Origin of the sequence: Staphylococcus lugdunensis (assembly GCF_002901705.1) — a bacterium.
Classification (GTDB): Bacteria; Bacillota; Bacilli; order Staphylococcales; family Staphylococcaceae; genus Staphylococcus; species Staphylococcus lugdunensis.
Genome location: NZ_PPPV01000016.1, coordinates 124,932 through 138,914 on the forward strand (window position 1 = coordinate 124,932; position 13,983 = coordinate 138,914).

12 protein-coding genes are annotated in these 13,983 nt (G+C 34.1%); 5 read left to right on the plus strand and 7 right to left on the minus strand.

Annotated features, from left to right (window positions below; genetic code table 11):
- Window positions 1-182: 182 nt before the first annotated feature.
- From CD041_RS07485 to CD041_RS07510, 6 genes are all read right to left on the minus strand, one after another.
- On the minus strand, window positions 183-956 hold the full coding sequence (locus CD041_RS07485) for an N-acetylglucosaminidase (protein ID WP_002478796.1): 774 nt from the start codon (window positions 954-956) through the stop codon (window positions 183-185).
- A 19-nt stretch (window positions 957-975) separates the two neighbouring features.
- Complete coding sequence (locus CD041_RS07490; protein WP_002460123.1) at window positions 976-1,209, minus strand: hypothetical protein; 234 nt, start codon at window positions 1,207-1,209, stop codon at window positions 976-978.
- Between the two features lie 182 nt (window positions 1,210-1,391).
- Entirely contained in the window at window positions 1,392-1,862 is a 471-nt protein-coding gene (locus CD041_RS07495; RefSeq protein WP_002460124.1) for a helical membrane plugin domain-containing protein, read from the minus strand.
- Window positions 1,862-4,816 carry a formate dehydrogenase subunit alpha gene (fdhF, locus tag CD041_RS07500; RefSeq protein ID WP_070648174.1) on the minus strand — a complete coding sequence of 985 codons (2,955 nt, stop codon included), beginning with the start codon at window positions 4,814-4,816 and terminating at the stop codon, window positions 1,862-1,864. Before fdhF ends, CD041_RS07495 begins: the two co-directional genes overlap by 1 nt.
- Window positions 4,817-5,115: 299 nt before the next feature.
- Window positions 5,116-6,066: an LCP family glycopolymer transferase gene (locus tag CD041_RS07505; protein WP_002460126.1), complete on the minus strand. Its 951-nt coding sequence runs from the start codon at window positions 6,064-6,066 to the stop codon at window positions 5,116-5,118.
- A 118-nt stretch (window positions 6,067-6,184) separates the two neighbouring features.
- Window positions 6,185-6,961 (minus strand): inositol monophosphatase family protein, encoded by a 777-nt coding sequence (locus CD041_RS07510; protein WP_080606529.1) that lies wholly within the window; start codon window positions 6,959-6,961, stop codon window positions 6,185-6,187.
- Between the two features lie 390 nt (window positions 6,962-7,351).
- On the opposite strand from CD041_RS07510, the gene CD041_RS07515 reads away from it, so the two are divergent.
- The 5 genes from CD041_RS07515 to CD041_RS07535 all read left to right on the plus strand — a co-directional run bounded on the left by CD041_RS07515 (window position 7,352) and on the right by CD041_RS07535 (window position 12,421).
- On the plus strand, window positions 7,352-8,041 hold the full coding sequence (locus CD041_RS07515) for a helix-turn-helix transcriptional regulator (protein WP_002478793.1): 690 nt from the start codon (window positions 7,352-7,354) through the stop codon (window positions 8,039-8,041).
- A gap of 168 nt (window positions 8,042-8,209) precedes the next feature.
- Complete coding sequence (locus tag CD041_RS07520; RefSeq protein WP_002460129.1) at window positions 8,210-9,259, plus strand: MupG family TIM beta-alpha barrel fold protein; 1,050 nt, start codon at window positions 8,210-8,212, stop codon at window positions 9,257-9,259.
- Window positions 9,256-10,143 (plus strand): N-acetylmuramic acid 6-phosphate etherase, encoded by an 888-nt coding sequence (gene murQ / locus CD041_RS07525; protein WP_080606528.1) that lies wholly within the window; start codon window positions 9,256-9,258, stop codon window positions 10,141-10,143. Before CD041_RS07520 ends, murQ begins: the two co-directional genes overlap by 4 nt.
- Window positions 10,144-10,156: 13 nt before the next feature.
- The gene (locus tag CD041_RS07530) at window positions 10,157-11,545 is read left to right on the plus strand and encodes a PTS transporter subunit EIIC (RefSeq protein ID WP_002492282.1); all 1,389 of its coding nucleotides are present in this window, start codon (window positions 10,157-10,159) and stop codon (window positions 11,543-11,545) included.
- A 3-nt stretch (window positions 11,546-11,548) separates the two neighbouring features.
- On the plus strand, window positions 11,549-12,421 hold the full coding sequence (locus CD041_RS07535; RefSeq protein ID WP_002460132.1) for a MurR/RpiR family transcriptional regulator: 873 nt from the start codon (window positions 11,549-11,551) through the stop codon (window positions 12,419-12,421).
- Between the two features lie 140 nt (window positions 12,422-12,561).
- Here CD041_RS07535 and CD041_RS07540 read toward each other — a convergent pair whose 3' ends face one another.
- Window positions 12,562-13,941: an amino acid permease gene (locus CD041_RS07540; protein ID WP_002460133.1), complete on the minus strand. Its 1,380-nt coding sequence runs from the start codon at window positions 13,939-13,941 to the stop codon at window positions 12,562-12,564.
- Window positions 13,942-13,983: the final 42 nt, after the last annotated feature.

Here is a 13,983-nt window from a genome sequence, read left to right on the forward strand (position 1 = left end):
CGATAACATAACGCAACATACGTTATTAATAGAAGCTTCAATTTTAATCACTTCAAATTATATTGTAAAAATCATACCGAAGAAAAGATTTTAACATTACAATTTTAATACTTTGTATTTATGTCCCAAATTGACTTAATATGTAATAAATATCATCAATGAAACACTCTATTTATTTTATATTAACGATAAAAGTCTCTCTGAATACGATCTTTCTTAATACCATATTGTTTATAAAAATGCGCCATATAATTAGCAATTTGTTCATCCCAATATATATCCGTGGCATATTGATGATGTGCTGGATTTGCCGGATTCCACCTCATTTGATACAAGGAAACTTGTCCTTGATCAAAATAGTGTGAGCGAATAAAAGATGCACCATCTATAATCGCTTTATTGGGAGAAGTCCAATGATGCGTTTTGGCATAACTTTTACCTGTTTGAATGGCATTGCTGTCAAATGCACCAATGCCAAAAAAATTATAATAGCGTTGCTGCCCATCTGTAATACCTTTGGCTAACGTGGATTGTCCTTCCCCGGTTTCAACCAGCGCATGGCTTACTAAATAAATAACATTAATTTTATATTGCTTTTGTGCTGCTAAAAATTGTTGCCCATGGCCATCGAGTATGCCTTTATTATGAAGCATTTGATTTACTTCTTTTTCAGACATCTTAATGGGATGCGTCAGTTCCATATACTTAAATTCTGTATCTCGAAAAGAAATCCGCATAGCACTTTCGACTTGATGACGATTAGCAGCAGTAAACTCACCGTTATTGTTAATGGTATTTATCATTTCTGAACTAGTTTGTAACCTCACTGCCTCGTCAAATGTTACCTGCTGATTGCTTATAAAAAATAACTGTCCTTTATATAACAATAAGATGCTAGTTATGGCTAATATAGTTATAATATAATGTTTTTTTAATTTTTTACGCTTCTTCCTCAATGATCTATACTCACAATCTTCACTTTGTCATAATAAAATATGCTACAACAATTACTAACACCACAAAAAGAAATGAACCATTGATTGCCCATTTTAAACCTTTGCGCTCTCTAAGTAAGACATTAAATAGTACTAAGCTCATCGTTAAAGAAATGGCAAACATACTTATTGCTAACATAAACTGCATGATAAACAAACAAATCAGCCCAGCAACTAAGCAAAGATTTGATGCAATCATAATACGCTTAATCATTTTTGATTCGATAAGTCTTCATCCTCTCAATTTTACCTATATAACACCATACCATATCCTTAACCTATTGTGCGCTTTATTACATAAAAAGAGGACAGTAAAACAAAGTCAAATATAACTTTGTTTTCTGTCCTATCGTTTATATCTAAATATGAATAATACGCTCTATGAACTAATTATGGCTAATGTTCTCTAGACATACCTTTTAGCATATTTAACATATAAGTTAAACTGCGATTCATATCATCATCTTTTAATACACCTAATAAATGTCTAATTGATGTTTTGGCATTAGGACTAGCTTGGTTCGCAACATGTAACCCTTTGTTCACTTTAGCTAAAAAGGCACTTAAATCTTTAACTTCCAAATCACCTAATAAAAATACAAGCGATGCCATATTAGATAACAAACCGGTATATATGTCCTTATTTAATTCAACTGCAAATTTGTTGATAATAACTTGTCTTCCTTTAATAGCACCATTTAATGCATCTAAGAGTTTCGCATCATCCAATACTTTTATTAACTTGATTGCCTTTAAAATACTATCTTTATTATCAGCAATCGCGTCTGTTACTTCAGTAAGGTTTTCTAACTTAATCTGCTCGTCTGATTTTTTTAGACGTTTGATATTTGTGATTCTTTCAGCCATTATTGATCACCTTTATTTCCTGGGAAAACGTAGTCCTGACGTTCCCATTTTTTCTGAACCTGCACACTATATTGCGGATGACGTTGTTTATCTACGCGGAAGTTCGTTGGATTCAATGGTGACTTGCCACGTCGAGAAAGGATTTCCATACGACAACTTGTACGTTTGTAGGATGGTGTATCTGTATATTGATCAACATCACTATTTGTCAATAAGTTAATCGCACCCATATCACCGTGTACCATCGCATCATTATTTAATGGTATATAAATTTCTTTCCCTTTTACTCGGTCAGTGACATGTACAATTAGTTTTGCTTCACCCGTTGTAGATATCAGTTTAACTTCAGCACCTTCGTGAATATTACGGTCTTTTGCTAATTCTGGTGATATTTCAACAAAGGTATTTGGCATTTTGTACTTAATCATTTCTGTTTGATAAGTCATATTACCTTCATGGAAATGTTCAAGTAAACGACCATTATTAACATGTAAGTCATATACTTCATCTTCTTTAAAGAAGTTATCAAATGATAAAGGATAGAATTTTGCTTTTTTATTCTCAAAATTAAAACCTTCTAAGTAGAGTAATGGTTCGTCTGTACCATCTTCATGCACTGGCCATTGTAAGCTGTCAAAGCCTTGTAATCGATCATAACTTACACCTGCATATAGAGGTGTTAATCGCGCAATTTCATCCATAATGTCACCAGGATAATTATAATTCCAGTCAAATCCAAATTCTTTAGCAATCATTTGGAAAATGACCCAGTCAGGTTTAGAATCTCCTAAAGGTGTTAACGCTTGATTAATGCGTTGAATACGACGTTCTGTATTCGTAAATGTTCCATCTTTTTCGAGTGATGGACTGGCTGGTAACACGACATCTGCATATGAAGCTGTGAAAGTTAGAAATTCATCTTGTACCACTAAAAAGTCTACTTTTTCTAATGCAGATTGTACAAAATTAATGTTTGAATCTACAATACCTGTATCTTCACCGTATAAGTAAAGTGAATGTATTTCATCATTATGGATACCCTCCATCATTTGATGATTATCTCGTCCAGGTGTTGGATTTAATGTTACACCATATTCTTTTTCAAATTTAGCACGCACATCATCATCTACAACTCTTTGATAACCAGTAAATTGATCTGGCATGCTTCCCATATCACTTGCACCTTGAACATTATTATGTCCTCGTAATGGATAGGCACCTGAGCCAGGTTTACGATAATTGCCTGTTGCTAATAAGAAATTGGAAATTGCTGTACTAGAGTCACTACCAATATCTTGTTGCGTAATACCCATAGCCCAGCAAATAGCTACAGTTTCTGCTTTAGCTCCTTCTTCAGCAAACTTAATAAGTCTTTCTTTTGGTATACCAGTAGCTTCTTCAGCAAATTCCATTGTAAATGGTTCTAATGATGCATAATAATCATCAAAGTTATCTACCCATTCATCAATGAATGCCTTATCATGTAAGTCGTGATCGATGATATATTTTGTTGCTGCACCTAACCATACGAGATCCGTTCCTGGTTTAGGTTGGTAAAATTCATCTGCACGTTCTGCCATTTCATGTTTGCGTATATCAAAGACATGTGAGCGTTGCCCGAATAACTTTTGAGCACGTTTCATACGTGATGCAATGACCGGATGAGCCTCTGCCGTATTTGTACCTATAAGCACAGTCATTGCTGCTTTTTCTAAATCTTCTATAGAACCAGAGTCACCACCATGTCCTACTGTTCTAAATAAACCTTTTGTTGCTGGTGCCTGACAATATCTTGAACAGTTATCAACGTTATTAGATCCAAAAACTTGTCGTGATAACTTTTGCATTAAATACGATTCTTCATTGGTTCCTTTAGATGACGCAATAAAGGCTAAAGCTTCGCCACCATATTGATTTTTAATCTGACTAAAGTTATCTACAACAACTTTCAAAGCTTCATCCCATTCAACTTCATGGAATTCACCATTTTTACGAACTAGAGGTTTCGTTAAACGCTGATCAGAATTGATATGTCCCCATGAGAATTTACCTTTAACACATGTTGCAACCTTGTTGGCTGGAGAATCATGTGAAGGTTGAACTTTTAATACTTCTCTATCTTTCGTCCATACTTCAAATGAACAACCTACACCACAATATGTGCATACGGTTTTCGTTTTGTTAATACGTTCTTTACGCATTTCTGCTTCTGAATCAGAAATCGCAAATAATGGACCATAACCTGGTTCAGCCTTTTTTGTTAAGTCAATCATAGCTGCTAGAGAACCTGGCTCTGTATCAGTCATATAACCTGCATTACCTTCCATATTAACTTCCATCATAGCGTTACACGGGCACACTGTAGCACATTGACCACACGATACACATGAAGATTCATTGATAGGTACATCATTGTCCCAAATGACACGTGGATGTTCTCTATCCCAGTCAATGCGAATGGTTTCATTTACTTCAATGTCTTGACATGCCTCTACACAACGCCCACACAAAATACATTGATTAGGGTCATATCGATAAAATGGACCATAATCTTTCTCGTATGGTTTTTCTTTATATTCATAAGTTTGATGTTGTAATCCCCACTCGTCCATCGTATTATGAATTTCACAATCACCGTTATTGTAATCACAAACAGTACAATACAGCATATGCTTTTCCAAAATTCTATCTAGCGCTTCTTTTTGGCTTGATTTAACCTCATTATTTTCAGTATTAACCGTCATTGGACGATCAATTGTCGTACTACACGCTCGCTCAATTTGCCCATCAATTTCAACCATACATGTATCACATGTCTGGATTGGTCCCATTGATTCGTTATAGCAAATTGAAGGTACGAACGTATTTCTTGACTTAATAAACTCAAGTAAGTTTGTTCCAGGTTCAACAAGATAATCTGTGCCATCTAATGTAACAATTAAATGTTCCTGCATACCTTCACCCCATTTATATTTATTTAATTCTTAAAAGACTTCTCTATATCCTACATCAATACCCCACATATAAATATATCGATAATAGAATCATCTTAATTGTATAACTTAATGACTAGAATGTTAAGACTTTAATAACATTTAAAAAAATCAATTCTTTTTTCCTGCATACGTTTTCATTAAAAGTAATATGAGCATCTTATTGTTAATAATTAAAGAAACTGGCACATAAAAAAATTAACCAGTAAATACGTTTTTGTAACTTCATTTACTGGCTAATTTGTTTATAATACCTTTTATTATAGGCCTAAATTACTATTTATAATGTCTGTGCTGTCTTTTTTAGATGATTCGCTTGGAATAAAGTAGTATAATCCATCATCTTGAATACCACCTTGACCATCTAATTGATAGCGATTCACTGTTTTATTCGCACCTTTGTAATTACTGCGAATTTGATTCATTTCACTTAAACTCAAATCTGTTTTAACATTTTTTTGTATTTCAGACAATAAACTATTGAAATGCGTGATAGAAGATTTACTTACCATTTTATTGGCCATTGCTTGTAAAATGATTTGCTGTCGTTCTTGACGACCGAAATCGCCACCTGCGCCTTCTTCTTTACGACTTCTGATAAAGTTCATTGCTTTATCGCCATCTAAATGTGTTTTTTCACCATGAACGAAGTGTGTGCCATTAATGGTAAAGGTGTCATTACTTACAACATCAACGCCACCTAATGCATCAATCATATCATGTAAACCATCCATATCAATCGTAGCATAATGATCGATTGGAACATTCATCAATTTTTCTAATGATTTTACAGCCATGTTGGCACCACCATAAGCATATGCATGGTTGATTTTTTCAGTTGTTCCTCTACCAACAATATCTGCTTTTGTATCCCTTGGAATACTGACTATATCCGTTTTTTGTTTGCTAGGGTTTATTGATAGAATCATGATGGTATCACTTCTTTGTCCATCATTTGCTTGTTTTCTTTTGGCATCAGAATCAACACCAAATAACGCAATCGTAAAAGGTTCTCCTTTACTTAAATTGACATTTTTACTTCTTAATGCTGAATGACTGCGATCAAGAGGATTATGTATTTTATCCCCTGTAATAAAAATTTTCGCAGCGACATATATAACTGCTATAATTGCCAATAATACTAGTATTCCAAACATCCATAAAAAGATTTTTAACGGTAAATTCATTTTTTTCCGTTCTGACCGTCGCACACAAACCACTCCATTCACTATTAGTCACATCAATTATATCCATAAAACATTATTTTTGAATACATCTTTAGCCTTATTTATTAGAATTTTGCTAAAATGTTTCACTATTATTTAAAATTTAACTATAGCGCTGATAAATATTAATAATCTCGTCATAGCAACCTTCATTACTGATAATAAACGGACCTGCTTCAGAAATATTTAGAGCAGCACGAGTCAAACATGTCATCTTCAGTCCTAATTCCTTGGCAAATAAATGTTGTTCTGCAATATCCCAAGGCTTAGGATTCGTATTAATATATGCACCAAATTGTCCCTTTATTACTTTTATTGAATCTAAACCACATGAGCCAATGTTGCGATTAGCAAAACATGCTTCACGCAATGCTTTGGATACATCTACTGGTATATACTGCGCATCAAATGAAATCATCGCATCTTGTAAACTAAGTATGGGTGGTTTGGGTAAAGGATTATTGTTTTCAAAGGCCCCTCGATGTTCGATTGCTTTATAGAGCTTTTGATGAACATAATCGTATATGTATGATAACTTAGGCTTTCCATTAACAAAATAACCGATAATAATACAATAATCTTCTTGTTGTTTTACTAAATTTGCAGTACCGTCGATTGGATCTAACAACCACACATGTCCTTCATGTGCACTTATCGTGTCATTATTTTTCTCTTCAGCTACCAATTGATGTCCTGGAAGATGCTCATGTAACATTTCACTAAAATGCTGCTGTAAGGCTTTATCGACATTTGTTACCAAATCAAATCTATCTTGCTTTATATCTGTATCTAATTTAGCCAATAACTGAGGAATGATTACATCAAGCTGTTGTATCCATCTCTCAATAAGCTGATCAATTTCTTCTAATCGCTTATGCATTAAATGAGTCACCTCATTTCTTTTTTACTTTATTTTAACGTATTCCTATATTAACGTATAGCTGATTTATAATTAAATTCAAACAAAAAAACGGCTAGTCATATGCTAGCCGACAAATAGAAAGGAAAGTAAGTAATAAATATTGAAGATGTTTCGATGTAACGTGAACGATTATTTTAAGCTATCTGTTACATAGCTTTACCCCTTTGTTTGTAATCGCTCTCCCCTGTTACAATTATTATAATAGCACAATTATTAAGAAAATGTAAGCGTTTTCCAAATATTTTTTAATTTTTTTTAGTTACAAAACACTTTACATATATACAAATGTCATCATTGTCGCTTATATGTTATAATTAAAGTAATATGTAACATTAGGTGGTGTCTAATTTGAATAAAGCTGAAAGACAAAATCAACTCATCCATGTAATACAACAGAATCGTAAAATGACAGCCTCTGAATTAGCAACAGCATTAAATGTGTCTAAACGTACCATTTCGCGTGATATCGCCGAGTTAGAAGAACAAGGTGTAAGGATATTTGCACAGCATGGTAAATTGGGCGGTTTTCAAATTCAACAGTCTCAATCAAAAATGGCACTTTCCATCTCAGAAGAGCAACTACTTGCACTTTTTCTTACACTAAATGAAAGTCAATCGTATTCTTCATTACCTTATAAACAAGAAATACAAGAAATTATTCAGCAATGTTTAAAGTTGCCAAATACACGCGTAAGAAAGCTGCTTAAACGTATGGACAAATATATTAAATTCGACACAATTGAAGCGACACCATTACCTAAGTTGTTTTCAGACATTCTCATATACAGTGCCGAACGCAACGTAATGTCTGTCGATTTTGTTAGCGATAATAAAATGGCTGCTCAAAATGTTATTTTTATCGGTATTTTATGTAAAAACGCTGAGTGGCTTGCGATTGTTTTTGATATTGGACACGGTTGTACACGAGAATTACCTATATTAGCAATCCATGATATTTCATATTCTTTCGAAAAGACTTTAAACACGCATGATATAACAATTGATAATTATACACAATTTTTAAACCCGTCAGATTAACTGTATTCTGTCGGGTTTTTTAAGTTTAAAAACAGACAATTATCGTGCTGAAATCAATATCATTTTATTGTTTTCTAAATTAAATATAAAAATATTTTATAGGTAAATTGTAAACTGATTACGTAACGTTTATAATAAATATGATTATAGCATTAAAGGAGGTTTACCATGGTTGGATTTTCAGTATATCTAGGAACAACCTTAAACAAGACATACATACACAAGATGACTCAGCTTGGTTATGACATGATATTCACATCCTTGCAGTTATCTAAGTTATCGCTACGTCAACAACTTGCATATTTGGGAGAGTTATGTGAGCTTTTGCGTAACGTCAATATGACTTATGTAATAGATGTACATCCTGACTTGCTTAATCATGACTTTTTTACATTTTTCAATAATATTTCGACAGGGAATTTTATTATTAGAATAGATAATCAGCTTCAAATTTCAATGATCGAAGAACTGCAAAATCATGGTTTAAAATGCTGTTTAAACGCAAGTACCATTGATGCTTCAATATTGCAGCAACTTCCTACTAAACAACCTATATACTACTGTCATAATTATTATCCACGGCCTGATACTGGTTTATCAACAGATTTTGTCAGCGCACAAAATCACTTAATTCGACAGTTTGATTCAAATAGCATTATTTTTGCTTTTATACCAGGATCAGAATTTCGTGGACCACTTTATTGCGGACTACCTACAATAGAGCAGCATAGAACAAACAATCCTTTATTAGCTGCAACTCAACTTATGAATAGTGGCATCAATAATATTATTATTAGCGATCCATACATGACTGCCAAACATGCTGAACAACTTATATTTATGTTACGAGATAGACATTTCAAGCTTAAGGTGACCAAACTGGAACATTCTTATCAACAATTATTATTACAACAACATACATCACGGCCTGATGCACCAGAACATGTGATTCGCTCATCGGAATCTCGCTCTAGATGCCAGCAACATATCACGTCACAGCCTTACCCATTCGATATTAGAAGTTGTGGCCATGTGACGATAGATAATCATTTAAATGGGCGTTATGAAGGTGAAATTCAAATTGTTAGAACTCCTTTACCGACACATTCACATGTTAATTATCTTGCTACAATTGTTGCAGAGGACCAAGTCTTACTACCACTCATCCAACCAAATGATACATTTGAATTTATTGAAGATAAAGGAGTAAATCAATGAAACATTTAATGACAGAGCGTAGAAACAAACGTACGATGCACCTGGATGACATGCCTATTTTAGAAGCATTAAAAACAATTAACAGCGAAGATCAACAAGTAGCAATAGCAGTTCAGCAAATTTTACCGGAATTAAGTAAAGCCATTGAAACAATCATTCATCAATTTTCTAAAGGTGGCAGACTCATTTATATCGGTGCAGGCACAAGTGGACGTTTAGGTGTGCTCGATGCTGCAGAGTGTGTACCAACATTCAATACATCACCAGGTGAAGTTATTGGTCTAATTGCTGGAGGACAAGGTGCAATGACAACAGCCATTGAAGGAGCTGAAGACAGTGCATCATTAGGAGAACAAGATTTAAAAAATATCAATCTTAATAAACAAGATGTGGTTGTAGGAATTTCAGCCAGTGGTCGTACACCTTATGTCATAGGTGCACTCACTTATGCGAATCAATTAGAAGCTAAAACCGTTGCCTTATCTTGTAATGTCAACAGTGATATAAGTCAACTTGCAGATTATGCACTAGAAGTTAACGTTGGTCCCGAAGTATTAACTGGATCAACGCGTTTAAAAGCCGGTACTTCACAAAAGTTAGTGCTTAATATGATATCGACAATGACTATGATTGGCATCGGTAAAGTATATGATAACTTGATGGTCGACTTGAAACCAACAAACACCAAATTACAACAACGTTCAATTCATATAATTGAAGATATATGTAGTATTAATCATGAAACAGCACAACATCTTTATCAACAAGCTAATAATGATATTAAAGTAGCAGTTGTCATGCATATGTGTGACACTTCTAGAAACGATGCCCAACTAAGATTAACCAAGCATAATGGAGTCATTAAAAAAGCGATTCAATCTTAAGGAGGCGTTTCTTATGAAAAATGAACAACAACTTGCTGAGCAAATATTACATGCTGTCGGTGGCATTGAAAATATAAACGATATTCTTCATTGCATGACACGTATTCGCCTAAAGTTGAATAATAAGCAACACGTCAATTACACTGAATTAAAATCAATTAAAGGTGTACTTGGGGTCATTGATGATGACCGTTTACAAATCGTGTTAGGCCCAGGTGTAGTGGACAAAGTGACAGAATATATAGAAAAACAACACAAAACCACATCCTCACCTGCGCAGCCAACTGAAAATAAACAGCATAAAAATTCTAATAAACGTTGGAATAAAGTACTTAGAACCATAGCAGATATTTTTATTCCTTTAATACCAGCCTTTGTTGGTGCAGGATTAATCGGTGGTATAGCAGCAGTTTTAAATAATTTTATCCAAGCCGGTGATTTAACTGCGGATTGGGTAAAACAAATGGTTGTTGTCTTAAATGTCATTAAAGATGGTATGTTCTTTTATTTAGCTATCTATACTGGAATAAATGCTGCCAAAGTCTTTGGAGCAACTCCAGGTTTAGGTGGCGTCATCGGTGGTACGACATTACTAACAGGTATAAGTGATAAAAATCCAATTGTAAATATTTTTACTGGGGAGCCACTTTTACCTAGTCAAGGTGGTATTATTGGTGTTATCATTGCTGTCTGGTTACTCAGTTTAATTGAAAAAAGATTGCATAAAATAGTACCAAATGCCATTGACATAATTATAACTCCTACTTTAACGCTATTAATAATAGGTTTGCTAACGATATTTGTAATCATGCCATTAGCAGGATTTATATCATCAGGTTTAGTGATTGTAGTCAACTGGGTAATTGATATTGGTGGTATCTTTAGTGGCTTTATTATTGGTGCATCATTCTTGCCTTTAGTCATGTTAGGTTTGCACCATATCTTCACACCTATCCATATCGAACTCATCAATCAAACCGGTGCTACTAATTTATTACCTATCGCCGCAATGGCAGGCGCAGGTCAAGTTGGTGCTGCCCTTGCCTTATGGATGCGCTGTAAACGTAATAAACAATTAGCTAATGTCATTAAAGGTGCTTTACCTGCAGGCTTTCTTGGAATAGGAGAACCATTAATTTATGGAGTAACCTTGCCATTGGGAAGACCATTCTTTACCGCTTGCTTAGGGGGAGGTATTGGCGGTGCCGTAATTGGAGGTATCGGGCATATTGGTGCTCGTGCAATTGGACCTAGTGGATTATCATTACTTCCACTAATATCAAATCATATGTATCTTGGATACCTTATAGGACTTATTTCAGCTTACATTGGTGGCTTTATACTTACCTATTTCTTTGGTACAACGAAATCAATGCGAAATTCAACGCAATTAGGTGGTTAAATTATGCCAAATATATTAAACGCGATCGATGATCAATATGAATATATGACAACGACAGAACAGTATATTGCTCAATTTATATTGAACCATCCGTACGACATCATTAACATGAGTGTGGAATCACTTTCGAAAACGCTTAATATTGATGTTACTAAGATTGATGCATTTAGTTATCAATTTAATGATGATGGGTTTGAAGGACTCAAAATAAATATTCAACAAATCTTCCCAAAACAATCATTACCCTATAATATCGAAATTTTAGCCAACGATAGTGTTGATAAAATTAAAAATAAATTGCATCAACGTGCTGCAAATGCTATTAATAAAAGTACCCAAGCAATTAAACCTTATGCGATTGATCAAATGTGTAAACAACTTAAGCGCGCAAAGACCATATATGTCTTTGGCTACGGTGCATCTTACGTATGTGCACTCGATATCTATCAAAAATTTTCACGCATAGGATTAAACGTGCAAGTCGTACAAGAAACGCATATGTTAACGACACAATTGTCTACACATAGTCAAAGTGATTGCATCTTATTTATCACAAACAATGGTGATCAAAGTGAATTACAAGCCTTGGTCAAAGTGATTAAAGATTATCATATTCCTATCATGACAGTAACAAGTCATAAGCACAATCCAGTAGCACAAGCATCAGAGGTTGTCTTAGTTTATGGTAACAGTGATGAAAACGAATTAAGAATGGGTGCTACAACCTCATTATTTGCACAAATGTATACGATTGATACATTATTCTACAGATATATTGCATTAAATTATCAAGATTCACTAGATTTCATCACGCAATCTAAAATGGCTCTAGACAACTATCGCAAGCATCTATCAAATATTGAGTTTAGACATTAATTACGAATAAAAGCGGACGAGATTAAAGTCATTATTGACATTAATCCCGTCCGCACTTTTTAATCGTAATTTGTTTTTCATAATCATAGATTAACTATTCATTATGTTACCGAACTTTAAATGTTTGAGTTATTAATGATTTAATTTTGACGTTCGGCTTTATGATGTCCGCGAATAAAATAGTAAATTGAAACAGCCACTAAAAAGACAATCCCAATCAGCACAGACACTACCGTTTCTTTATTGATTAACATACCAATTAATACAATAATTAAAAATGCAATAGTGATATAATTCGCGAATGAACCGCCTGGCATTTTGAATGGATGCCCTTCTAATTGTTCCGGATGTAATTTTCTAAAACGTAAATGACTAATTAATATCATGAACCACGGAATCATACCAGGTAAAATAGACGCACTATAAACATACACAAAAATACTATCTGCGCCTTTTATAAACACTGGTAATACAACATTTAACAATGCTCCTACTAATATGCCGATAGAAATTGCTAATACAGCATACAATGGCACACCATTTCTCATTACTTTAGTAAATACTTTAGGCATTTGACCTTTTTGTGCTAACGTATAAATCATTCGACTTGCACTAAAAATACCTGAATTACATCCTGATAATGCTGCTGTTAATACTACAAAGTTAATTAATCCTGCTGCAAATGTTATACCGATTTTTGCAAAAGTGGCTACAAATGGACTACCAATATCGCCCAATTGATCCCAAGGATAGATTGACACAATGACAAACACTGCACCAATATAGAAGATAAGAATACGCCAAATAACACCATTAATCGCACTCTTAATATTTTTCTTTGGATTTTTAGTTTCTCCAGCTGTTATACCGATAAGTTCTACCCCTTGATATGAACCAATAACGATGGATAAGGCAAAGAAGAAGCCCATCCAGCCATGAGGTAGAAAACCACCATGTGACCATAAATTAGATATACCAATAGGATGACCACCATTACCAATACCAAAGAAGATTAAACCTAATCCGGCAACAATCATTAATAATATTGTTATAACTTTGATTAACGCAAACCAGAACTCAAATTCTCCAAATGCTTTAACTGTTGCTAAGTTTGCAGTTAATAATAAGGCTACTGCAATCACTCCAGGAACCCATTGTGGTAAATTCGGAAACCAAAAATTCATATACTCTCCAACAGCAATCACTTCACTCATACCTACGACTATCCACTGAAATATATTACTCCAGGCAGTCATATAACCTGCAACAGGATGAATGTAGTCACTTGCAAAGGTTGCAAATGATCCTGTAGTAGGATTTAAATAAATCATTTCTCCCATTGCTCTCATAATTAAGAACAAAAAAATCCCTGCAATTAAATAAGCGAAAATCACAGATGGCCCAGTCCACTTAATTGTACTTGTAGCTCCCATAAATAAACCTACACCAATCGTGCCACCGAGTGCGATCATTCTCACTTGACGTGCACTCAGAGATCTGTGTAATTCATTGTTACTCATAACCAAACCCCATCTCTGTTTATTCTAAGTTTTCTGAAAAAA

Coding starts and splice junctions, on each gene's coding strand:
- CD041_RS07520 (WP_002460129.1), top strand. CDS start 8,210: ATGGTTGGATTTTCAGTATATCTAGGAACAACCTTAAACAAGACATAC.
- CD041_RS07495 (WP_002460124.1), bottom strand. CDS start 1,862: ATGGCTGAAAGAATCACAAATATCAAACGTCTAAAAAAATCAGACGAG.
- CD041_RS07535 (WP_002460132.1), top strand. CDS start 11,549: ATGCCAAATATATTAAACGCGATCGATGATCAATATGAATATATGACA.
- CD041_RS07540 (WP_002460133.1), bottom strand. CDS start 13,941: ATGAGTAACAATGAATTACACAGATCTCTGAGTGCACGTCAAGTGAGA.
- CD041_RS07510 (WP_080606529.1), bottom strand. CDS start 6,961: ATGCATAAGCGATTAGAAGAAATTGATCAGCTTATTGAGAGATGGATA.
- CD041_RS07530 (WP_002492282.1), top strand. CDS start 10,157: ATGAAAAATGAACAACAACTTGCTGAGCAAATATTACATGCTGTCGGT.
- fdhF (WP_070648174.1), bottom strand. CDS start 4,816: ATGCAGGAACATTTAATTGTTACATTAGATGGCACAGATTATCTTGTT.
- murQ (WP_080606528.1), top strand. CDS start 9,256: ATGAAACATTTAATGACAGAGCGTAGAAACAAACGTACGATGCACCTG.
- CD041_RS07490 (WP_002460123.1), bottom strand. CDS start 1,209: ATGATTAAGCGTATTATGATTGCATCAAATCTTTGCTTAGTTGCTGGG.